General features: G+C 75.0%; 19 protein-coding genes. 5 read left to right on the forward strand and 14 right to left on the reverse strand.

Annotated features, from left to right (window positions below; all coding sequences use genetic code 11):
• Positions 1-256 precede the first annotated feature (256 nt).
• The 5 genes from KPF47_RS06170 to KPF47_RS39910 all read right to left on the reverse strand — a co-directional run bounded on the left by KPF47_RS06170 (position 257) and on the right by KPF47_RS39910 (position 5,353).
• Entirely contained in the window at positions 257-787 is a 531-nt protein-coding gene (locus tag KPF47_RS06170; RefSeq protein WP_224387555.1) for an FxsA family protein, read from the reverse strand.
• Positions 788-858: 71 nt separating this feature from the next.
• A complete protein-coding gene (locus KPF47_RS06175) occupies positions 859-2,583 on the reverse strand; it encodes a dihydrolipoamide acetyltransferase family protein (protein WP_224387556.1) in 1,725 nt (574 codons plus the stop codon).
• A 9-nt stretch (positions 2,584-2,592) separates the two neighbouring features.
• On the reverse strand, positions 2,593-3,558 hold the full coding sequence (locus KPF47_RS06180; RefSeq protein ID WP_224387600.1) for an alpha-ketoacid dehydrogenase subunit beta: 966 nt from the start codon (positions 3,556-3,558) through the stop codon (positions 2,593-2,595).
• Between the two features lie 15 nt (positions 3,559-3,573).
• On the reverse strand, positions 3,574-4,761 hold the full coding sequence (gene pdhA, locus KPF47_RS06185) for a pyruvate dehydrogenase (acetyl-transferring) E1 component subunit alpha (protein WP_224387557.1): 1,188 nt from the start codon (positions 4,759-4,761) through the stop codon (positions 3,574-3,576).
• Positions 4,762-4,987: 226 nt separating this feature from the next.
• Entirely contained in the window at positions 4,988-5,353 is a 366-nt protein-coding gene (locus tag KPF47_RS39910) for an antitoxin (RefSeq protein ID WP_308015334.1), read from the reverse strand.
• A 209-nt stretch (positions 5,354-5,562) separates the two neighbouring features.
• On the opposite strand from KPF47_RS39910, the gene KPF47_RS06195 reads away from it, so the two are divergent.
• The 4 genes from KPF47_RS06195 to KPF47_RS06210 are packed head-to-tail and all read left to right on the forward strand — an operon-like array spanning position 5,563 to position 9,148.
• Positions 5,563-6,498 (forward strand): ABC transporter substrate-binding protein, encoded by a 936-nt coding sequence (locus KPF47_RS06195; protein ID WP_224387558.1) that lies wholly within the window; start codon positions 5,563-5,565, stop codon positions 6,496-6,498.
• Positions 6,491-7,411: an amino acid ABC transporter permease gene (locus KPF47_RS06200; protein WP_224387559.1), complete on the forward strand. Its 921-nt coding sequence runs from the start codon at positions 6,491-6,493 to the stop codon at positions 7,409-7,411. The genes KPF47_RS06195 and KPF47_RS06200 overlap by 8 nt, the downstream gene beginning before the upstream one ends.
• A complete protein-coding gene (locus KPF47_RS06205) occupies positions 7,408-8,169 on the forward strand; it encodes an amino acid ABC transporter ATP-binding protein (RefSeq protein ID WP_308015335.1) in 762 nt (253 codons plus the stop codon). Before KPF47_RS06200 ends, KPF47_RS06205 begins: the two co-directional genes overlap by 4 nt.
• Positions 8,170-8,209: 40 nt before the next feature.
• Entirely contained in the window at positions 8,210-9,148 is a 939-nt protein-coding gene (locus KPF47_RS06210) for a helix-turn-helix domain-containing protein (RefSeq protein ID WP_224387560.1), read from the forward strand.
• Here the strand turns inward: KPF47_RS06210 and KPF47_RS06215 are convergent.
• The 6 genes from KPF47_RS06215 to KPF47_RS06240 form a co-directional block, all read right to left on the reverse strand.
• Complete coding sequence (locus tag KPF47_RS06215) at positions 9,099-9,632, reverse strand: SCO family protein (RefSeq protein WP_224387561.1); 534 nt, start codon at positions 9,630-9,632, stop codon at positions 9,099-9,101. The genes KPF47_RS06210 and KPF47_RS06215 overlap by 50 nt on opposite strands.
• On the reverse strand, positions 9,629-11,092 hold the full coding sequence (locus KPF47_RS06220) for a hypothetical protein (protein ID WP_224387562.1): 1,464 nt from the start codon (positions 11,090-11,092) through the stop codon (positions 9,629-9,631). Before KPF47_RS06220 ends, KPF47_RS06215 begins: the two co-directional genes overlap by 4 nt.
• A gap of 127 nt (positions 11,093-11,219) precedes the next feature.
• Positions 11,220-11,801: a peroxidase-related enzyme gene (locus KPF47_RS06225; protein ID WP_224387563.1), complete on the reverse strand. Its 582-nt coding sequence runs from the start codon at positions 11,799-11,801 to the stop codon at positions 11,220-11,222.
• A gap of 10 nt (positions 11,802-11,811) precedes the next feature.
• Positions 11,812-12,477: a response regulator transcription factor gene (locus tag KPF47_RS06230; RefSeq protein ID WP_224387564.1), complete on the reverse strand. Its 666-nt coding sequence runs from the start codon at positions 12,475-12,477 to the stop codon at positions 11,812-11,814.
• Positions 12,474-13,793, reverse strand: coding sequence for a sensor histidine kinase (locus KPF47_RS06235; protein WP_224387565.1), 1,320 nt, complete (start codon positions 13,791-13,793; stop codon positions 12,474-12,476). Before KPF47_RS06235 ends, KPF47_RS06230 begins: the two co-directional genes overlap by 4 nt.
• Before the next feature lie 35 nt (positions 13,794-13,828).
• Positions 13,829-15,805, reverse strand: coding sequence for a serine hydrolase (locus KPF47_RS06240; RefSeq protein ID WP_224387566.1), 1,977 nt, complete (start codon positions 15,803-15,805; stop codon positions 13,829-13,831).
• Positions 15,806-15,927: 122 nt separating this feature from the next.
• Here KPF47_RS06240 and KPF47_RS06245 point away from each other — a divergent pair, with 122 nt between their 5' ends.
• Positions 15,928-16,266 carry a hypothetical protein gene (locus KPF47_RS06245; protein ID WP_224387567.1) on the forward strand — a complete coding sequence of 113 codons (339 nt, stop codon included), beginning with the start codon at positions 15,928-15,930 and terminating at the stop codon, positions 16,264-16,266.
• Positions 16,267-16,269: 3 nt separating this feature from the next.
• Here KPF47_RS06245 and KPF47_RS06250 read toward each other — a convergent pair whose 3' ends face one another.
• From KPF47_RS06250 to KPF47_RS06260, 3 genes are all read right to left on the reverse strand, one after another.
• On the reverse strand, positions 16,270-18,123 hold the full coding sequence (locus KPF47_RS06250; RefSeq protein WP_224387568.1) for a hypothetical protein: 1,854 nt from the start codon (positions 18,121-18,123) through the stop codon (positions 16,270-16,272).
• Positions 18,124-18,699: 576 nt separating this feature from the next.
• Positions 18,700-18,879 carry a YbdD/YjiX family protein gene (locus tag KPF47_RS06255; protein WP_224387569.1) on the reverse strand — a complete coding sequence of 60 codons (180 nt, stop codon included), beginning with the start codon at positions 18,877-18,879 and terminating at the stop codon, positions 18,700-18,702.
• Entirely contained in the window at positions 18,876-21,056 is a 2,181-nt protein-coding gene (locus tag KPF47_RS06260; RefSeq protein ID WP_224387570.1) for a carbon starvation CstA family protein, read from the reverse strand. Before KPF47_RS06260 ends, KPF47_RS06255 begins: the two co-directional genes overlap by 4 nt.
• Positions 21,057-21,112 lie beyond the last annotated feature (56 nt).

A 21,112-nucleotide genomic window follows, 5' to 3' on the forward strand; every position in this document is an offset into this window, starting at 1 on the left:
AAGCCGATCACTCTGCGTCGCCGACGGCTGGAGAGCCTGCGCATCCTGCTCGCAGGAGCGCGCCCCGGCTGGTGAGGGGACGGCGGGGGTGCCCCGAACGCCCCCGCCGTACCTCGCACCCGGACCGGCGGTACCCGGCCCGTCCTCCGAGCCCCGGTGCCGCCGCGGCGCCCGGGGGACGGGTGCCGCGGGATCGCGCCGGTGCCGGAGCGCGGACCCGGCCGCCGTGACCGGCCTGCGCCGCGTCCGGAGCCGGTCAGGTCCGGTCGGGACCGTCCACGACCTCGCCGTCGACGACCGGGCCGCCGCTCGCGGCGGGCCCGCCGATGCGCGGGTACGCGGTCGCGGCGCGCGGCTCGGTGACGGTCTCGCCGTCGACGACGGTGGCGCCGTAGCGGATCCGTGCGGTGCGCAGGCTCGGTGCGGCCCGCTCCGCGGCGTTCACCAGGCGCCGCCGGACCAGGGCCCGGGTCGGCGGGAACACCAGGGCGAGGCCGACCACGTCGGTGATCAGACCCGGCAGGAAGATGAGGACGCCACCGGCGGCGACGAGCAGCCCGTCGGTCGCCTCCTCGTGGGCCAGCTTCCCGCGCTGCACCGCGGTGGCGAGCGCGCGGGCGGCGCGCAGCCCCTCCCGACGGGCGAGCAGGAGTCCGACCACGGAACCGGCGAGCAGGACCAGCAGGGTCCAGCCCAGCCCGATCCACGCGATCAGCCCGGCGAGCGCGACGATCTCGAGCACGACGTAGAGCAGCACGAACGGCATGCCCGTACAACGCACGGGCACGCCGTTCTGCTCCCGGATCGCCCGAATTCCCCGGATTCGCCCGCCGGGGCCGCGCGCGGCGGTCCCCCCGGTCACCAGGTGAAGGCGACCCCGGGGTCGTGCAGGACTGCGCCGACGTCGGCGAGGAACCGCGATCCCTCGGCACCGTCGACGAGCCGGTGGTCGAACGACAGCGCGAGCCGGCAGACGGTGCGCACGGCCAGCTCGCCGTCGACGACCCAGGGCGCGGGCTTGATCGAGCCCACCGCGAGGATCGCGGCCTCGCCGGGGTTGATGATCGGGGTCCCGGTGTCGACGCCGAACACACCGACGTTCGTGATCGTGAACGTCCCCCCGGCCAGGTCGGCCGGGGCGGTCCGGCCCGCACGGGCGGTGTCGGTGAGCGCCGTGAGGGCCTCGGCCATCCCGCGCAGGTCGAGGGTGTCGGCGTCGCGGATCGTGGGGACGACGAGGCCGCGCGGCGTCGCGGCGGCGATACCGAGCCGGACGCGAGCGTAGTAGACGATCTCGCCGGCGCGCTCGTCCCAGCTGGCGTTGATCACCGGGGTCCGCGCGGCGGCCAGGCAGGCGGCCCTGGCGACGAACGCCAGCGGGGTCAGCTTGATCCCGGCGAACTCGCGCGAGGCCCGCAGCCGGTCGCGCAGGGCCATCATCGCGGTGACGTCGACGTCGAGGAACTCGGTGACGTGCGGCGCGGTGAACGCGCTCGCGACCATCGCGGCCGCGGTGGCCTTGCGGACACCGCGGATGGGCTCCCGCCGGTCCTCGGTGGGACGGGAGGTGGTCCCGCCCGCCGCGGCGACGCCCGGCCCGGTCGCGACGTGCGGCGCGGCCCCCGGGGTCGCGGCGGCCGTCACCGGAGCCCCCGTCCCGGCGACGCCCCCGGCCGCGGCGCCCGCCGTACCGGGGCCCCCGGCGGCGGCGGACCCGGCCACGGGCGCCACGGCCGACGGGGTGCCGACCCCCGGCGCACCGGTGGCGGCGACGTCCCCGGCGCCCCCCGGCCCGGCGCCGGCGGCCCCGGACGCGGCGGCGTGCACGTCGTCGCGGGTGATGCGGCCGTCCCGACCGGTCCCCGGCACCGCCCGCAGGTCGACGCCCAGCTCCCGCGCGAGCAGACGGACCGGCGGCGGGGCGAGGGGGACCTGGGCGGCCCGCAGGCCTGCCGCGTCGCCCCCGGCCCCCGCACCGGTGCCCCCGGACGGGCCGGTGGCCGGCACCGGAGCCGCCTGCTCGGGGGACCCGAGCGCCTGCTGGGGGGACGGAGCCCCCTCCTGACCGGTTCCCACTCCACCCGCGTCCCCGGCACCGGCCGCGCCGCCGGTGTCCCCGGCGGGAGCGGTGTCCACGGCGGGAGCGGTGTCCACGGCGGGAGCGGTCGACGCAGCCGGGACGGTGTCCCCGGCCGGGGCGTCGCCGCCCGCGCCGCGCCGGGGCCGACGCCGGGCGGAGCCCTGCCGCGGCCCGTACCCGACCAGCGTCGCGATCCGCCCGTCCCTGCCTGCCTCCCCGATCTTCGCGCCGCCCTCGCCCGGGGCGTCCGGTGCGGCCGCGGGGGAGCCGGTGTCGATCGCGATGATCGGTGTCCCGACGGCGATCGTCACGCCCGGCTCGGCGAGCAGCTCGGCGACCGTCCCGGCCCACGGCGACGGCAGCTCCACCGCCGCCTTCGCCGTCTCGATCTCCACGATGACGTCGTTCACCGCGACCGTGTCGCCGGGCGCGACCCGCCAGCCGACGATCTCGGCCTCGGTGAGGCCCTCGCCGACGTCGGGCAGCGTGAAGTACTCAGGCATCTGCGGTCCTCACCAGGCCAGGGAACGGTCGACGGCGTCGAGCACCCGGTCCAGGTCCGGCAGGTACTCGTCCTCCAGCCGCGACGGCGGATAGGGCGTGTCGAACCCGGTCACCCGCAGCACCGGCGCCTCCAGCGAGAAGAAGCACTCCTGCTGGATCCGGGCGGCGACCTCGGAGGTCACCGAGGACTCCGCGGGCGCCTCGGACACCACGACCAGACGACCGGTCCGGCGCACCGAGTCCACGACCGGGCCCAGGTCCAGCGGCGACAACGAGCGCAGGTCGACCACCTCGAGCTCGCGGCCCTCCTCGGCGGCCGCCGCGGCGGCGTCGAGACAGGTCCGCACCATCGGGCCGTAGGTGGCGACGGTGAGCGTCGAGCCGGCCCGCACCACCCGGGAGGAGTGCAGCGGGTACGCCGACGCCAGGTCGGTGCCCTCGAGCTCGCCCTTCTCCCAGTACCGGCGCTTCGGCTCGAAGAAGATCACCGGGTCGTCGGAGACGATCGCCTGCTGGATCATCCAGTGCGCGTCCGACGGGGTCGAGCAGCTGACCACCTTCAGCCCCGCGACGTGCGCAAACAGCGACTCGGGGGACTCGGAGTGGTGCTCGACCGCACCGATCCCGCCGCCGTAGGGGATCCGGACGACGACCGGCACCGGCACCCGGCCCTGCGTCCGGTACCGCAGCTTCGCCAGCTGGGACACGATCTGGTCGTAGCCGGGGAAGACGAACCCGTCGAACTGGATCTCGCAGACCGGGCGGAACCCGCGCACCGCGAGCCCGATCGCGGCGCCGATGATCCCGGACTCCGACAGCGGGGTGTCGAGCACGCGCTGCTCGCCGAAGTCCTTCTGCAGCCCGTCGGTGATGCGGAAGACGCCGCCGAGCCTCCCCACGTCCTCGCCCATGATCAGGACCTTGGGGTCGCGCTCCATCGCGGCGCGCAGGCCGTCGTTGAGTGCTCGGGCCATCGTGGTCGGCACGGCTCAGCCCTCCTGGTCGACGAACGACGCGTGGTAGGCCAGGAACTCCTCGCGCTGGCGCTCCACCGTCGGCGACGCCTCGGCGTAGACCTGCGAGAACATCCGCTCCGGACCGGGCTGGGGCATGGCCCGGCAGAAGGCGCGCATCCGCTCGCCCAGCGCGTCGGCCTCGGCCTCGACGGCGTCGAAGAAGTCGGCGCCGACGCCGTGCCGCCGGGCCAGATGCACCCGGACCCGCTCGATGGGGTCCTTGAGCTTCCACAGCTCGACCTCGTCGGCCAGCCGGTAGCGGGTCGCGTCGTCGGAGGTGGTGTGGGAGTCCATCCGGTAGGTGAACGCCTCGATCAGCACCGGGCCGTTGCCGGTGCGGCACTCGTCGAGTGCCCAGCGGGTGACGGCGAGGCAGGCGAGCACGTCGTTGCCGTCGACGCGGACGCCGGGGAAGCCGTAGCCGCGGGCACGCTGGTAGAGCGGCACCCGGGTCTGGCGCTCGGCCGGCACCGAGATCGCCCACTGGTTGTTCTGGCAGAAGAAGACCAGCGGCGCGTCGTAGGCCGCGGCCCAGACGAAGCCCTCGTGCACGTCGCCCTGGCTGGTGGCGCCGTCACCGAAGTAGCAGATGGTGGCCTCACCGGTCTCGCGGTCGCCCACCTTGGACTCGAAGCGCTGGCCCATCGCGTAGCCGGCGGCGGTGAGGCACTGGTTGCCGATGACGATCGTGTACGGATGGAACCGGGTCGCGACCGGGTCCCAGGTGCCGTGGTCGGTGCCGCGGAAGATGCCGAGCAGCTCGGTCGGGTCGACCCCGCGGCACCAGGCGACGCCGTGCTCGCGGTAGCTGGGGAAGCACATGTCCTCGGGCGCGAGCGCACGGCCGGAGCCGACCTGCGCGGCCTCCTGGCCCAGCAGCGGGACCCACAGCCCGAGCTCACCCTGACGCTGCAGCGCGTTGCCCTCGCGGTCGGCGCGCCGGACCAGGACGAGGTCGCGGTAGAGCGACTGCAGGTCCTGCGCCGTGATGTCGGCGGTGTACCGGTCGAAGCGCTCGTCGTGGACGCGCTCCCCCTCCGGGGTGAGCAGCTGCACGAGCTCCGGTCCGCCCTCGTCGACGCCCTTCAGCCCGGCGACGACCTGGTCGTGGCTGGGCCGCGACCGCGGGTCGGTCGGTATCCACGCCTGGGGTTCGTCCACGGCAGACCTCCTCGGTCGCACCGGGCGGGGTCACGCCCGGAAGCGTCGGCTCCGGGACCGTGCGGGTGGTGCGGGCCCGGGACGCGCTGGCGCGTCACCGCCGATCCTGGCACGCCACCGGCCCCGAGGAGAACCGGTGCCGCGCAGGTCGACGGGTGGACGACGGACCATCGGACGTCCACATACGACGGTCCCGGCACCCGGCCGGGACCGTCGTGGGCGGCACTCAGGCGCCGTGCGGACGCTGCGGGTCCGGCGGCGGGAACGCCGGGGGCTGCTGCGGGGTGCGCTGCGTCGGCGCGTCCGCACCACCCGCCGGGTACGGCGGGTTCCCCGCGGCCGGGCGGCCCGGGGCGGGCGGGGTGGTGCCCGGCGCGCCGTAGCCGTAGCCGGGCTGCGGGATGCCCGCGGCGTCCTTCGCCTTGCGGGCGGCACCGGCGATCTGGTTGGTGTACCTGCCCTTGGTCTGCTTGTCGACGAACTGGGCGGCGGAGTCGAGGGCCTTGCCCGCCTTGTCCGGGTTGGACCGGGCGTAGCGGCGGGCGGCCTCGACCGCTCCGGCCAGGACGGTGAGTCTGCGGAACAGCGACATCGTCGAGGACCTCCGTGACGAATGCGGCACCGCGTCGGACCGCGGCGCTGGGTCGTCGCACCAACAGTAGGCGAACGGGCACGGACCGGCGCGGCGTTCCACCGTCGTGGGACGAGCACGTAACGGATCGGCCGTGCGGGCGGCGCGGACCCGCCGACAGGTGGCAGGATCCCCGCCGTTCGACCCCGCCTCACCTGGAAGGCAACCGCATGACGACCGCGAGGACCCGCAGTGTCCGCTCCCTGACCGGGATCGCACTGTCCGCACTGACCGCACTGGTCCTGACCGGCTGTGGTGCCGGCGGCGACGGCAGCGGGGGAGGTGGCTCCGCCGGGGCCACCGGCACCGACGCACCGATCCCGGCCGTCGCCAAGGACGACCGGCTCGCCGCCCTGGTCCCCGACGAGGTCAAGCAGGACGGCACGTGGGTCGTCGGCACCGACCCGACCTACCCGCCGAACGAGTTCACCGCGCCCGACGGCACGACGATCATCGGCATGGAGGTGGACCTCGGCAACGCCGTCGCCCAGAAGCTGGGGCTGACCGCGAGGTTCGAGCAGAGCCAGTTCTCCGGGATCATCCCGGGCATCACCGGCGGTCGCTACGAGGCGGGCATCTCGTCGTTCACCATCAACTCCGAGCGCACCCAGGTCCTCGACATGGTCGGCTACTTCTCCGCGGGCACCAGCCTCGCGACCCGTAAGGGGAACCCGGACGGGATCGACCCGAACGACCTCTGCGGCAAGGCGATCGGCGTCCAGCAGGGCACCGTGCAGGTCGAGGACGTGCAGGCCCGCAGCACGAAGTGCACCGACGAGGGCAAGCCGGCCGTCCAGATCACCGAGCTGCAGGCGCAGACCGACGTGACGCTCGCGCTGAACTCGAACCGGATCGTCGCGATGCTCGCCGACTCCCCGGTCGCCGCCTACGCGCAGACCACCACCGACGGTGCGGTCGAGGTCGTCGGCGAGCCCTACGACACCGCGCCGTACGGCATCGCGATCAAGAAGAACGACGGGCAGTACGCGCAGGCCGTGCAGGGCGCGGTCCAGTCGCTGATCGACGACGGCACCTACCGGCAGATCCTCGACAAGTGGAACGTCGGCAACGGCGCGATCCCCACGTCCTCGGTGAACGGTGGCTGAGCCGGCGACCACCGGCGCCCGCCCCGAGCCCCGCGACGCGATCGGGGTCCGGCACCCCGGACGGTGGGTCGCGATCGCGGTGCTCGTGGTCCTGGGCGCGATGCTGGTCAACTCGCTGCTGACCAACGAGAACTTCGGCTGGCCGGTGGTCGCGCAGTACCTGTTCGCGGCCCCGGTGCTGAACGGGCTCGCGAACACCCTGGTGCTGACCGTGCTGTCGATGCTGATCGGCATCGTCGGCGGGATCGGGCTGGCGGTGATGCGGCTGTCGCCGAACCCGGTGCTGTCCGGGGTGTCCGGGGTCTACCTGTGGCTGTTCCGCGGCACCCCGCTGATCGCGCAGCTGCTGTTCTGGAGCTTCCTGTCCTCGCTCTACCCGAACCTGTCGCTGGGCATCCCGTTCGGCCCGGAGTTCGTCGTGTTCGACACGAACTCGCTGATCACGCCGTTCCTGGCGTGCCTGCTGGGCCTCGGGCTGAACGAGGCCGCCTACATGGCCGAGATCGTGCGCGGCGGGATCCAGTCCGTCGACCAGGGCCAGAGCGAGGCCGCCGGGGCGCTCGGCATGACCCGCGCGCAGACCCTGCGCCGGGTCGTCCTCCCGCAGGCGATGCGGGTGATCATCCCGCCGACCGGCAACGAGACGATCGGCATGTTGAAGACGACGTCGCTGGTCGTCGTGATCGGCTACACCGACCTGCTCACCTCGGTGCAGCGGATCTACTCGACGAACTTCCAGACCATCCCGCTGCTCATCGTGGCCGCGGCCTGGTACCTGCTGCTGACCTCGCTGCTCACCGCCGGGCAGCGCGTCGTCGAACGCCGCTACGGCCGCGGTGTGGCCGGGGCGGTCACCGAGGCGACCCCGCTGGTGCGACTGTTCTCGTTCCGGACCGGAGGGAAGACCTCGTGACCCCGATGGTGCGGGCCGAGTCCGTCGGCAAGAGCTTCGGCGACGTCGAGGTGCTGCGCGGCGTGGACCTCGTCGTCGAGCCGGGGCAGGTGTGCTGCGTGATCGGGCCGTCCGGCTCGGGCAAGTCGACCCTGCTGCGCTGCATCAACCACCTGGAGACCATCGACACCGGACGGCTGTGGGTCGACGGTGAGCTGATGGGGCTGCGCGAGGAGAACGGGAAGCTCTACCGGCTCCGCGACTCCGCGCTCGGCCGGCAGCGCCGCGAGGTCGGCATGGTGTTCCAGCGCTTCAACCTGTTCCCGCACCGCACCGCGGCGGAGAACGTGATGGAGGCGCCGGTCGTCGTACGCCGCGAGTCCCGGGCGGCCGCGCGCGAGCGGGCGGTCGAGCTGCTCACCCGGGTCGGGCTCGGCGACCGCGCCGACGCCTACCCCGCGCAGCTGTCCGGCGGGCAGCAGCAGCGGGTCGCGATCGCCAGGGCGCTGGCCATGCGGCCCAAGCTGATGCTGTTCGACGAGCCCACCTCGGCGCTGGACCCCGAGCTGGTCGGCGAGGTCCTCGACGTGATGCGCGAGCTGGCCCGCGAGGGCATGACGATGGTCGTCGTGACCCACGAGATGGGCTTCGCCCAGGAGGTCGGCGACAGCCTGGTCTTCATGGACGACGGCCGCATCGTCGAGTCCGGGGACCCGCGGGCGGTGCTGTCCGACCCGCAGGAGGACCGCACCCGCGCGTTCCTGTCGAAGGTGCTCTGAACGGTCGGGCGCGGGCCGCGCCCGGGGTTAGCATCCGGGGATGTTCACCGCGGTGGCCTCCTCGTTCGACGAGTGGAGCGCGATCGCGGACACCGGTTTCGTCCCGCTCCGGGTCCGGCCGCCGGTCACCGGGCCGTCCGGGTTCCACGGCGAGATCACCGGGTGCCCCGTCGACGGCCGGGTGGGGGTGTCCCGGATCGCCGCCGCCCCGTGCCGGATGACCCGGTCCGGGTCGACGGACGACGCACCGGACACGCTCTTCCTGTCGATCCAGCGCAGCGGCGCGCTACGGGTGACCCAGGCGGGGCGGGTCGCCAGGGCCGTCGCCGGGGAGGCCGTGCTGTACCGCAGCCGTGACCGGCTGTCCCTGGTCTGCGAGGAGTCCACGTCCTGCGTGACGGTGCAGGTGACCGGGGAGTGCGCGGAGCTCGGCGGAGCGGCCGTGGCCGCCGGGCTGGCGCGGACCATCCCGGCCGCGACGCCGGCGCTGCGTGTGCTGGCCGCGACCCTCGGCCCGCTCGGGCGGACCGCCGGCGACCTCGACCCCGTCCCGGCCGCCCGGATGTCGTCCGCGGTGCTGGAGATGCTCGGCGCCCTGCTCGGCTCGCTCGGCGGCACCGAGACGCTCCCGACCGGCCCGGTCGCCCTCGCCGCGACGATGCAACGGTTCGTCCTGGACCACCTCACCGACCCCGATATCTCCGTCGACACCGTCGCGCGGCGCTTCGGGGTCTCCGGCCGCCACGTCACCCGGGTGTTCGCCGACGCGGGCCGCCCGCCACCCGCCACGTTCCTGCGCGAGGAGCGGCTGCGGCGGGCCGCCCGGCTGCTCGACGGGGAGCACCGCCCGACGGTCGCCGCCGTCGCCGCCCGGTGCGGGTTCGCCGACACGACGACCTTCACCCGGGCGTTCCGGCGCCGGTACGGGGTCACCCCGGGAGCGTGGGGCCGCCCGGGTGAGGGGTCCCCGCGGCGGTGAGCACCGTGGTGAGATCGGCGGCGATCCCGGCGGCGTCCCGGGTGTCCGGCCAGAACCGGACCGGGGTCGCGGCGGGGTCGAGCAGGTAGGTCATCGCCGTGTGCGCGACGTCGTAGCCCGTCGGGGTGTCGCGGCGGCGGGTGAAGACCCGGAACGCCGCGGCCGCGTCGGCGGTCTGCTCCGCGGTGCCGGTGAGCCCGGTGAACCGGGGGTGGGTGGACCCGAGGTGGCTCCGCAGCCGGTCCGGGGTGTCCCGCCCGGGATCGACCGTGATGTAGAGCGGGACCACGGCGGCGGCCGTCCCGCCCAGCCGGTCGAGCACGTCGTCGAGCAGGCTCAGTGCGCGGGGGCAGACCACCCGGCACGCGGTGAACCCGAACCGGACCAGCTGCCAGCGCCCGCGGTAGCTCGCCTCGGTGACGCCGACGCCGTGGTGGTCCACCAGGGAGTAGGTGGCGCGGATCGGCGGCCCGGTCACGGTCACGGCGCGGCCACCAGGTCGAGCGCGGGACCGTCCGGCACGTCCACCACCGACGGGGTGCGCGGGGTGAGCTCGGCGCCGCCCAGCCGCAGGCGGGCTCCGGACGGGAGACCGGCCAGGGTCACGGTGCCCCCGCCCGGGACGGTCCGGTCGCGGCGCAGGCGGGCGTGCAGCACGCCGTCGACGACCTCGGCGCGGGCGACCTCCACGTCGCGGTCCACCGCGGCGAGCCGGGGCGCGTCGTGGTGCCCGGGCGGCCAGGGGTCGCGGTAGAGGTCCCGCAGGCCGTCCTCGACGTTCAGCCGCGCGTAGCCGAGCAGGACGTTGCCGGTCATCGGCTCCACCTCGGTGCGCCGGCCGTCGGCGTCGCAGGGGGTGTCGTCGCGCGGGTAGTACAGGCCACCGTCGCGCCGGGCCGGGGCCATGAACCGGTCCGCGTGGGCGAGCAGTCCGTCGAGGGTCTCCCGGTCGCCCATCTCCGAGGCCCAGGCCGCGACCCAGCCGAAGTCGCAGGTGTCGGACACGACGGTCTGTCCCATGACCTGCCGGGCGGGCGCGGAGGGCACCGAGAGCGTCCCGTCGGGACCGGGGGTGAGGAAGTCGGCGACCTGACGCGCGTAGTGCCGGCGCACGAAGTCGCCGTTCCAGGTGTTCATCAGCGCGCCGCACCAGGCGTCGACCCAGGGGGACGGCCGTTCGTTGGGGCGCACCTCGCCGGTGTCCTGGGAGATCATCATGGCGTAGTGGCCGGAGCCGTCCAGCCGGCCGAAGTCGGCCCACGCCCGCTCGTAGCCGGCCACGACCTCGTCGGCGCGGGTGCCACCGGTGATCTGGTCGTGCAGCCGGAACCCGATGATCGCGGGCTGGTTGCAGATCTGGAACACGCAGTTCGGCTCGCACGCCACACCGAGGTAGCCGCTCTCCACCATCAGCCAGTACAGGTGCTCGGTCAGGGAGTCCCGGTCGTAGGCGAACCGCTTCTCCGGCCCGCCCCAGAAGAACGACCAGTGCCGGAACGTGAGCGAGCCGGGGGCGGCGAAGTGGTCCGAGCCGAGGAGCTGGTCGTGCAGCGCGGCGCAGGACTGCACGTACGCCGAGTACATGATGTTGTCCCGGGCGACCGGGTCCCACTGCTCGGTGTAGCCGTCGGAGAGGTGGGCGTTGAAGACCGAGCCGCCGCGGGACACGTCGCGCCAGTAGAGCCACACCTCGGGCAGGAGCAGCTTCTCGACCAGCCTGCGGATCGTGGGGCCGAACAGGCCCGGTGCCGCCGGCAGCCGGTGCCGGTGGGTGAGGGCGAGCCCGTAGACCATGTAGGCGAGCTGGAAGCGGAGGCCGCCGAAGTCGTCCTGGCTCACGCCCTTGCCCTGCATCAGCGACCAGTCGTTGGGCAGCTGCCGGGACAGGTTGTCCCAGTGCCGCAGGTGGCCGAGCTGCTCGCTGGTCCGGACCCCGTGGGACATCGCCGTCCTCCTCCCGGCGACCGCCCGCACCGCGGCCCGCCGGGGAGCAGTCTGGACCCGCCCCCGGGAGCCGGGCCGTCGTTCCCGGACCCGGTGGGGGGCGTTGCGGGAACACCGGCCGCGGCACTCAGCTCCGGGGCAGGCGCCCCATCAGGAAGAACTCCGGGTTGGGGCGCAGGGCGGTGAGGTGGGCGAGCCGGTTCGACATCGCGAACAGCGCGGTGATCGCACCGACGTCCCAGATCTCGTCGGAGGTCAGGCCCGCGGCGCGGGCGTCGTCGAGGTCGGCCTCGGTGAGTGCCTCGGAGTTCCGGGCGACCAGCAGGGCCAGGTCGACGATCGCCCGCTCACGCTCGGACAGCTCGACGGCGTAGGGGTTGGTCGCGACCCGGTCGGCGATCTCCTGGTCCTTGTAGCGGATCCGCAGGATCGCGCCGTGCGCGACGACGCAGTAGGTGCAGTGGTTGGCCCCCGAGGTGGCGACGACGACCAGCTCCCGCTCGGCCCTGGACAGTCCGTCGTCGGAGTCCATCAGCGCGTCGTGGTAGTCGAGGAGCGCCCGCAGCTCGCGCGGGCGGCGCCCGAGGGCGCGGAACACGTTCGGGACGAACCCGGAGCGCTCGGCGATCGCGCCGATCCGCTCCGCCAGGTCCGGCGGGAGTCCGTCGGGGTCGACGTGCCCGAACCTGCTCACCTCCTGCTGTGCCATGCCCCGGACGCTAGTCGTGATCCGGTGCCGCGACGCCCGTCCGATAGACCCACACCACGGTCTGCAGCCGGTCCCGGGCGCCGATCTTCGCCATCGCCCGGCCCAGGTGCGACTTCACCGTGGACGTCTCGACGACCAGCTCGTCGGCGATCTCGGCGTTGGACAGCCCGCGGGCCAGCATCCGGACGATCTCGGTCTCCCGCGGCGTCAGCGGGGCGACCCCGCCGCCGGGCGCGGCGTCCGGGGCCGGGCGGCGACGGGCGAACTCGGCGATCACCCGGCGGGTGACGGTCTGGTCGATCAGCCCGTCGCCGCGGGCGAGGCGGCGGACGGCGTCGACGAGGTCGTCGGGGTGGGTGTCCTTCAGGACGAACCCGCTCGCGCCCGCCTCCAGCGCGCCGAACACGTAGTCGTCGAGGTCGAAGGTGGTGACGACGAGGACGGCCGGGACCGGGTCGTCGAGACCGGTGATCTCCCGGGTCGCGACGAGCCCGTTGCCGCCGGGCATCCGGACGTCCATGCAGACCACGTCGGGCCGGTGCGCGCGCACCAGCGCGACGGCCTCCGGCCCGCTCGCCGCCTCGCCGACGACCTCCACGTCGCCCGCCAGCTCCAGGAACATCCGGAACCCGGCCCGGACCACGGCCTGGTCGTCGGCCAGCACCACCCGGATCACGCGCGTCCCCCTCCGGTCTCCGGACCGGGATCGTGCGGGACGACCAGCCGGACCCGCCAGCCGTCGTCGCCGGTCCGGCCCGCCTCGAACGTGCCGCCGACCAGCTGCGCCCGCTCGCGCATCCCGGCCAGCCCGAACCCCCGGGTACCCGGTACGCCGCCGGGCACCGGCGGGGTGCCGCGTGCGGGACCGTTCACCACCTCGACCGCGACCCGGCCCTCGCCGTGGGTCACGGTGACCCGGACCGGGGCACCGGGTGCGTGCTCACGGGCGTTGGCCAGCGCCTCCTGCACCACCCGGTGGCAGGTGACGTCGGCGACCGGGGACGCCTCGCCCGGGTCCCCGCGCCGGGTCAGCTCCACCGGCCCGCCCAGCTCCCGGGCCTGCTCCACCAGCGCGTCGAGCTCGGCGAGGCCCGGCACCGGGGACTCGCCCTCGGCCCCGCCCGCACCGGGCTCCCGCAGCGCGCCGACGACCAGGCGCAGGTCGTGCAGGGTGCGGCGGCCCTGCTCCCGCAGCCGCGAGGCCGTCCGCCGCGCCTCGGCCGGGTCCCGCTCCACCAGCCGTTCGACCACCGCGGCCTGCACCACCATCGCCGACAGGTGGTGCGCGGCGACGTCGTGCAGCTCGCGGGCCATCCGCGCCCGCTCCCGGGCGACGGCGGCGTCGGCCCGTTCCCGGTGGGCCGCGACGACACCTGCGGTGTGCAGGCGGTCGAGCTCGGCGTAGCGACGCCGGGTCCGCAGGTACACCCCCAGCAGCAGCGGGCCGCCGTAGACCAGGACCGCCGACAGCACCTGCACGACGACCTCGCCCACCCCGCCGAGCGGCACGTCACCGGAGCCGGACGGCCGCACCGCGGTGCCGGTGAGCACGACGGCGGTGTCCACGACCGCCGCGACCCCGACCAGGACCCCCGCCCGCCGGGCCGGCAGGCGTGACCCGCACGTGCCGGCCGCGATCGCCGTCGCCGGGCCGCGCACCGCGGCCCCCACCGGCAGGACGACGGCGATCGCCAGCTGCAGCGCGACGGTCAGCCCCAGGCAGACCCCGGGCGCGGTCCGGCGCAGCGCGAGCAGCAGGTTCTGCACGGTCACCAGGCCGAGCGCCCACGCCGTCGGCCCCGGCTCCAGTCCCAGCTGCGCAGCCGGGCCCGGGGCCGTCACGACCGGGGCGAGGACCGCGAGCGTCCCCGCGGCGACGAGCACCGCGAGGGCGGCGTCGCGGCGTCGCGGCCCGGCCAGGCCGAGCGCGGTGAGACGGTCGTCGAACCGTTCCACGGCCGTGCGGGGCGGTGGTTCGGGATGCGGGTGCATGGGGTCTCCGGCCTCGGGTGGGGTGATCGTAGGGCTCAGTAGGTGAGGCTCGGCAGCAGCAGGCCCGCCACGACCGCCACCACCGCGACGCCGGCCAGCCCGGCCAGCAGCAGGACACGTCCCGTCACCTGCCACCCGTCCGTCCGGGCGCGCAGCGCAGTGACCACACCGGCCGCCGCGACCGGGACACCCGCCAGCCCGATCCACTGCAGCACCTGGAGCCCGCGCAGCACCGGGAGCGGCACGTCGGCCAGCGACGCGATCGCGACCACCGAGGTCACCCACCCCGCGAGCGCGACGAGTGCGGCGAGGGCCGCGACCCGGGTGAGCCCGTGCAGGACCCGGTCCGTCCGCGGCCGGGCCCCGACGACGACCCCGTGGCGCCGACGCCACAGCGCCCCCGCAGGCCAGGCGACGAGCCCGCCCACCAGCACCACCACCGAGCCGGCCAGCACCGTGCCGAGCAGGGCCGCGTCCCGCAGCGGGCCCACCGGAAGCTCGGTGAACGCCGCGTCGTGCCCCAGCCCGGTGACCCGGCCGTCGGCGTCGGTGCGCACGGTCAGCAGGCGCTGCCCGCCGACCTCGCGCCACAGCCCGGGCCGGACCTCGGCGTAGGCGGCGGGGCGGACGTCGTTCGGGGCGGGGGAGACCAGCAGCGTGCCGTCCGGCCGGTCGGCCACCCGCATCTGCGCCGTCAGGTTCATCGCGCCCATGAAGGTGCTCGCCGAGCGGCGCGCCGACTCGTAGGTGCCGGCGATCGCGGCGGCCCGGGCCGGGGTGCCGGCGTCGGGCGCGGGCGCCGGGCCCGCCGCGCCGGGCAGGTACCGGTCGGTGAAACCCTCGGTCACCGCGCGTCGCAGGTCCAGGGTGTCGGCACCGCCGCGGCCGCTGCTGTTGGTGGTGACGAACACGCCGATCCGCTGGGCCGGGTACAGCTGCAGGTGCGAGTGGAACCACTGGGTGTCGCCCCCGTGGCCGAGGACGAGGTGGCCGTTGCGGCTCTCGTCGAACAGGCCCGGTGTCATCCGGGGACCCTCGGCGAGCGCGCCGAGGGTGTCCGGGCCCAGCGCCGGGCGCTGCATCAGTGCCCACGCGGCGGGGGAGAGCAGCGGGGTCGAACCGGGCGCACCGAGCAGGGCGGAGGCGAACCGGCCCATGTCGGAGGCCGAGGCGCTGAGCGACCCGGCCGGGGCCGGGTTCACGATCTCGAACGGCGCGGGCGCGGTGTCGACGTTCGCGTAACCGGCCGACATCGCGCCCGCCGCGTCGGCGGGGAGCGGCTGGTCGAAGGTCGCCGTCCGCATCCCGGCGCGGTCGAGGACCTCACGCTGCACGTACCGCTCGAACGGCTCGCCGGTGACCCGCTCGACGACGTGGCCCGCCAGGCCGTAGCCGTAGTTGGAGTACGCCGGCGTGGTGCCGGGGGCGGCGACCTGTTCGGGCGGGTCGGTGGCCAGGAACTCGCGCAGCGCGGGTCCGTCCGGCTCGGTGCCGATCAGGCCGCGGATCTGCTCCTCGAAGCCCGCGGTGTGGCTGAGCAGGTTCCGCAGGGTCACCGGGCCGCGGGGCAGCGGCAGGTCGATGTCGAGGTAGCCGCGGACGTCGGCGTCGAGGTCGAGCAGGCCGCGGTCGGCGAGCTGCAGCACGGCGACCGCGGTGGCCACCTTCGACACCGACCCGACCCGGAACAGGGTCCGCTCGGGGTCGACCGGCGTGCCCGGCCCGGCCGAGCCGTAGCCGCGGGTGGCGAGCACCTGCCCGTCGCGGACGACCGACACGGCGGCACCGGCGATCCCGGACCGGTCGAGCGCGGCGGGGACGAGCCCGTCCAGCCAGGCGTCGACGTCGGCGGCGGTGAGCGGGGCGGCCGGGACGGTCGCCCGCGGGGCCGGGTCCGGGGCCGGAGCCGGCGCGGCACACCCGCCGACCAGGGCCGTGACGAGCACGACGAGCAGCGTGAGGGCGGTGGCGCCGCGCAGCGGTGGACTGCCGGTCCGGCGTGTGGTGATCATGTCGTCGAGCCTCGCCGGAACGGGCCGGCGGCACATCGGGCGCAGGTCGGCACCACGGCCTACGACCTCCGACGGAGGCCGCCCTTCCGCCTGCGACCCCCGATCCGGGACCATGTCGCGCCATGGGAGTCCCGGAGCAGGTCCGCACACGGCTCGCGACCTGGTGCACCGAGCAGGTACCCGACGGCCAGAGCGACCGGCGCCGGATCGCCTACACCACGGCCGGCAGCACCGTCACGATCCTCGACCGCAGACCGCCTGCGTTCCCGGAGCTGGGCGCCGCATGGTCGTCGACGGCGCTGGCACAGCTGCGCGCCGACGCCCCCGGGCCGGGCAGCTGGACGCTGTACCGCGTCGCCGACCCCGGCTCCGGACAGCGCTGGCAGCCGACCGGTCCACCGGACACGGACCCGTTCGTGCTGCTCGCGCAGGTCGCCGACGGGATCCGCGCGAGCAGCTGACGCTCAGTCCTCCCGGCCGCCCGCGACGGCCGGGCGCGGGCCCGGGGCCATCGCCGACGGCGTCGACGGACGGGACGGTTCGTCGTCGCGCGGCGCCGTGCCGGACCCGTGCGGGGCCGGACGCGGTGCGGGCACCGTCGTGTCGACGGCCTCCTGGGCACCCGCCGGTCCGGCCTGCGCCGGGACGGTGACCGCGGTCTCCGGGGTGTCCGCGGCCGTGCGGGCGGCGGGCACCGACGACAGCGGCGGGACCGCCGGGACCACCGGCTCCGGCCGCACGGCGACCGAGCGGTCCCCGGTGCCCCGCAGGAACCGCGCCGAGGCCTGGTTGAGCACCTCGAGCAGGGTCGTCCCGGACGAGGCGGCCCGCGGCTCGTCCCCGACGACGGCGAGCATCCGCGGCGCCGCCGCGGTCAGCAGCAGCCCGTCGGCCTGCATCGCGCCGGCTCCCAGCACCACCACCAGGTCCGCGGTGTCCGCCGGGGGCAGGGTCGCGAGCACGTCGTCGAGGGGCTCGGTGACGACCACGCCGAAGCCGGGGACGCCCCGGCCGGCGTCCGCCGCCCAGGTCTCGGCCAGCCGCGGATGGGTCCGGGCGAGCTCGCCGAGCAGCCGGTCGAGCTCGTCGCGGTCGGCGACCTCGCGCCGGGCCCGGTCGAGCTCGTCGAGCGCGTCGGAGTAGGCCTGCGGGTCGTGCGCCCGCAGCGCCGCGACGACGGCCTCGTGCTCCGGGGCGCGCTCCTGCGCGGGTACCCGGTCGGCGCAGGTGGCGGCCAGGCGCTCCAGCTCGTCGGCGGCCTCCGCGGGGTCACCGTGCTCGTCGTAGTCGACGATCGCGCGCGCGACCCGCTCGGCGGCGGCCAGGTCGGGCACCGAGACCGGCGAGTCCTGCTGCAGGAACAGCACGTCGTGGCGGAGCGCACCGACCGACCGCGCGGTCGCCGCCACCCGGTCCAGCGTGTCGGTGAGCGCGGGGAGCTCTGCGGGGTCGCGCGGGATCGGCAGCCCCAGCACCGCGCACAGCCGCGCGATCTCGTCGTCGCGGCGGGCCAGGTCGAGGTGCTGGACGATCGCGACCACGTCGTCGTAGCTCTGCGGGGCCTCACCGGCGACACGGAACCGGCGCAGGTGCGGCTCGGCGTCCTTCTGCTCCTGCTGGCGGAAGTAGGACCGGGTCCGGCCGCCGGAGTCGAGGAAGTCCAGGTAGCGCTGGACCACCTCGGCACCGCCCTCGGGCAGCGGCTCCACGAGCTCGATCGCCGGGCCCGCGGCGTACCGGACGCGGTCGTCACGCTGGCGGGCCGCGTGGCCCTGCAGCGCCTCGAACTCCGCACGCAGGCCCTGGTGGACCAGCCGGCCGACGACCTCGCGCAGCCGCTCGGCGTCCGGGGTCTCGGCGATCGCCCCCAGCGACCGCAGCACGCAGCGGGCGACCTGGGTGACGGCGCCGCGCCGGTCGGCGTCGAGGTCCCGCAACAGCCCCGGGACGATCCGGGCCTCACCGGTCTCGGCACCGGCGACGACCCGGCCCGCCCGCTCGCAGCAGCCCGCGACGTCGGCCGGGTCGGGCATGCCGTCGGCGGCCGGGAGCCGCTGTCCGTGCCGTGCGGCGCGGTCGGCGCCGACCCGGGCCAGCAGCCGGCGCAGCCGCTGCAGCTCAGCAACCGGCAGCTCCGGGAACGACGTGGCGACCCGGCCCTCCACGCTCACCGGGAGCGCGTCGTGCACCGCGGCGACCCGCTCGGCGGACGCCCCGGTCAGCAGCACGCGCATGCCGTAGCCGGTCAGCTCGGCCAGCGCCCTGGCGAGCTCGCCGGGGCTGGTGTCGGAGAGCACGACGAGCGGCTCCTCGGCCACCACGCCGAGCAACGTCGACGGGTGGGCGGGGTCCTCCTCGGGCCGCGGCCCCCAGCGCGGTCGACAGGGTCCGCAGACCTGCGGGCACCCGGCCGGCGCGCACGTCCCCGGTGATCCGGGCGGCCGCCGTCCGCGGTGCCGCTCCGCCGCGGCCCGCCGACGCCAACCGCTCCACGAACGCGACGAGCGCGTCGATGTCCGTGTCCTCGGACACCCGGACGTCCAGCATCTCGCCTCACACCTCCGCCGTACCCGTGTCGTCGCCCCGGGAACGACGCTCACGGTGTGTATCGCCGTGGACGGCCCGGTGTTCCGCCTCCGCCGCGATCTCCCGGTCGGGACCTGACGCCCCTCGTGACGAGGAGCGACGGGGACGGGTCCCGTTCGGGGCACACGGCGGGGGCGGGTTCGTCCACCCGGACGTCCCCGGTTCCCCGCGAAAGGCTACCTGCTGGGCCGCCACGCTGGGCCGATCTCGTCGACACCGCGCGGCGACGACACCTTCGGCAGCCTCCGGCGTCCACGGTGGGTCACCGATCGCCTGCGGGCACTGCCCCATCGGAGTGAAATACCCGGTCAGCAACAGCGAGCGGACGGGACACGGTCCTGACGGTCGGTCCGCTCCCGCCAGAACTCGCGCTCCCCCAGCACCGGTTCACCGGGATGGTGGGCCGCCCGATGGGTCAGGTACCGCTCGTAGTCGCGCTCCCCGGCGAGCTCCCGCAGGAACGTCCAGAACGCCCGGACCCGGCTCATCCGGAGCCCCCGGACCGCGCGAGCTCGCGCTCCTCGCGGGTGGCGACGAGTCCGGCCGGCGCCTGGATCCGGGACTCGACGTACGGGTCCTCGGAGCCGCCGGGCAGCGGACGCCCGCGCAGCACGGCGACCCACACCCGGACCGAGTCGGCCAGCACGATGACGATGAGCACCGCGAACAGGGCGGTGAGCACGGTGTCGACGGTCGTGTTCACCACGACCTTCTGCATCGCCTCGACGGTCGTGGCGGTGCCCAGGCTGGTCCTCCCGGCGTCGAGTGCGGCCTGGTACTGGTCGCGCTGGGCCCAGAACCCGAGCTTCGGGTTGTCGGAGAAGATCTTCTGGTAGCTCGCGGTCAGCGTGACGACGGCGTCGAACACCAGCGGCACGAGCGTGATCGCGGCGTAGCGCGCGCGGCCGGTGCGGATGAGCAGGGTCGTGCAGACGGCCAGCGCGACGGCGGCGAGCAGCTGGTTCGCGATGCCGAACAGCGGGAAGAGCTGGTAGATGCCGCCGAGCGGGTCGTTGACCCCCGCCCACAGCAGGTAGCCCCAGGCGCCGACGATCACCGCGCTCGCGATCCAGGACGCGGGCTTCCAGGTCGTGTCGCGGAAGCGCGGCCAGACGTTGCCGACGGTGTCCTGCAGGATGAAGCGCCCGACGCGGGTGCCGGCGTCCACCGTCGTGAGGATGAACAGCGCCTCGAACATGATCGCGAAGTGGTACCAGAAGGCGCGCAGCGCCTCCCCGCCGAAGACCTGGGAGAACACCGTCGACAACCCGACCGCCAGGGTCGGTGCGCCGCCGGAGCGCCCGACGAGGGTCTGCTCCTCGACCGCCTGCGCGGCCGCGGTGAGGTCGGCGGGGGAGATGGTGAACCCGATCTGCTGCACGGCCGCCGACGCGGACTCCACCGTCGGGCCGAGCACCGTCGCGGGCATGTTCATCGCGAAGTACAGGCCGGGGTCGAGGATGCAGGCCGCGGCCAGCGCCATGATCGCGACGAAGGACTCGGTGAGCATCGCGCCGTAGCCGATGACCCGGATCTGGGACTCCTTCTGGATCAGCTTGGGCGTGGTGCCCGAGGCGACCAGCGCGTGGAACCCGGACAGCGCACCGCAGGCGATCGTGATGAACACGAACGGGAACAGCGAGCCCGCGGCGACCGGGCCCTGCCCGTCGGAGGCGAACCGGGTCAGCGCGTCCATCCGCAGCGACGGCCAGGCCAGCAGGATCGCCGCCGCCAGCAGCACGATGACGCCGACCTTCATGAACGACGACAGGTAGTCCCGCGGCGCGAGCAGCATCCAGACCGGCAGCACCGAGGCCGCGAACCCGTAGACGACCAGCGCCAGGGTCAGCTGGTTCGCGGTCAGGTGGAAGACCTCGCCGAGCGCGGAGTCCTGCACCCAGCCACCGCCGACGATCGCGAGCAGCATCAGCACGACGCCGATCACCGAGACCTCGATGATCTTCCCCGGTCGCAGGTAGCGCAGGTAGAAGCCCATGAACAGGGCGATCGGGATCGTCATCGCGAGCGAGAAGGTGCCCCACGGCGAGTCCGCCAGCGCCTGCACGACGACCAGTGCCAGCACCGCCAGCAGGATCACCATGATCGCGAGGACGGCCACGATGGCCGCCGTCCCGCCGACCGGTCCGATCTCCTCGCGGGCCATCCGGCCGAGGCTGCGGCCGCTGCGGCGGGTGGAGAAGAACAGCGTGACCATGTCCTGGACCGCGCCCGCGAACACGACGCCCACGATGATCCAGATCGTGCCGGGCAGGTAGCCCTTCTGCGCCGCGAGCACCGGGCCGACCAGCGGGCCGGCGCCGGCGATGGCGGCGAAGTGGTGGCCGAACAGCACGCGTCGGTCGGTGGGCTGGAAGTCCTGCCCGTCGTCGAGGCGCTCGGCGGGGGTGGCGCGGGTGTCGTCCACCCGCAGTGCGCGGTGGGCGATGAACCGGGAGTAGAAGCGGTAGGCGATCGCGTAGGAGGCGACGGCGGCGAACACCAGCCAGGCGGCGGAGATCTCCTCACCGCGACTGAACGCGACGACCGCCCAGGCGATCGCCCCCACCACCGCCACCGCGACCCAGACCGCGATCCGCGTCGGGTCGCGGCGGGCCGTGCCCGTACCCCCGGACCCTGGTTCCCCCGGTCGCTCCGTCGTGACCATGTCGCCCCCGTTCCGTGCGCCGGCTCGTCGGCGAACCGGTGCGTGGCGGAACGTTA

The organism is Pseudonocardia sp. ICBG1293 (assembly GCF_020131355.1).
GTDB lineage: Bacteria > Actinomycetota > Actinomycetes > Mycobacteriales > Pseudonocardiaceae > Pseudonocardia.

What these genes read in the sequence shown, in the direction of transcription:
- KPF47_RS06175 (WP_224387556.1), bottom strand. Translation starts at nt 2,583, where the DNA reads ATGCCTGAGTACTTCACGCTGCCCGACGTCGGCGAGGGCCTCACCGAG.
- KPF47_RS06180 (WP_224387600.1), bottom strand. Translation starts at nt 3,558, where the DNA reads ATGGCCCGAGCACTCAACGACGGCCTGCGCGCCGCGATGGAGCGCGAC.
- KPF47_RS39910 (WP_308015334.1), bottom strand. Translation starts at nt 5,353, where the DNA reads ATGTCGCTGTTCCGCAGACTCACCGTCCTGGCCGGAGCGGTCGAGGCC.
- KPF47_RS06195 (WP_224387558.1), top strand. Translation starts at nt 5,563, where the DNA reads ATGACGACCGCGAGGACCCGCAGTGTCCGCTCCCTGACCGGGATCGCA.
- KPF47_RS06210 (WP_224387560.1), top strand. Translation starts at nt 8,210, where the DNA reads ATGTTCACCGCGGTGGCCTCCTCGTTCGACGAGTGGAGCGCGATCGCG.
- KPF47_RS06220 (WP_224387562.1), bottom strand. Translation starts at nt 11,092, where the DNA reads ATGTCCCACGGGGTCCGGACCAGCGAGCAGCTCGGCCACCTGCGGCAC.
- KPF47_RS06225 (WP_224387563.1), bottom strand. Translation starts at nt 11,801, where the DNA reads ATGGCACAGCAGGAGGTGAGCAGGTTCGGGCACGTCGACCCCGACGGA.
- KPF47_RS06235 (WP_224387565.1), bottom strand. Translation starts at nt 13,793, where the DNA reads ATGCACCCGCATCCCGAACCACCGCCCCGCACGGCCGTGGAACGGTTC.
- KPF47_RS06240 (WP_224387566.1), bottom strand. Translation starts at nt 15,805, where the DNA reads ATGATCACCACACGCCGGACCGGCAGTCCACCGCTGCGCGGCGCCACC.
- KPF47_RS06245 (WP_224387567.1), top strand. Translation starts at nt 15,928, where the DNA reads ATGGGAGTCCCGGAGCAGGTCCGCACACGGCTCGCGACCTGGTGCACC.
- KPF47_RS06255 (WP_224387569.1), bottom strand. Translation starts at nt 18,879, where the DNA reads ATGAGCCGGGTCCGGGCGTTCTGGACGTTCCTGCGGGAGCTCGCCGGG.
- KPF47_RS06260 (WP_224387570.1), bottom strand. Translation starts at nt 21,056, where the DNA reads ATGGTCACGACGGAGCGACCGGGGGAACCAGGGTCCGGGGGTACGGGC.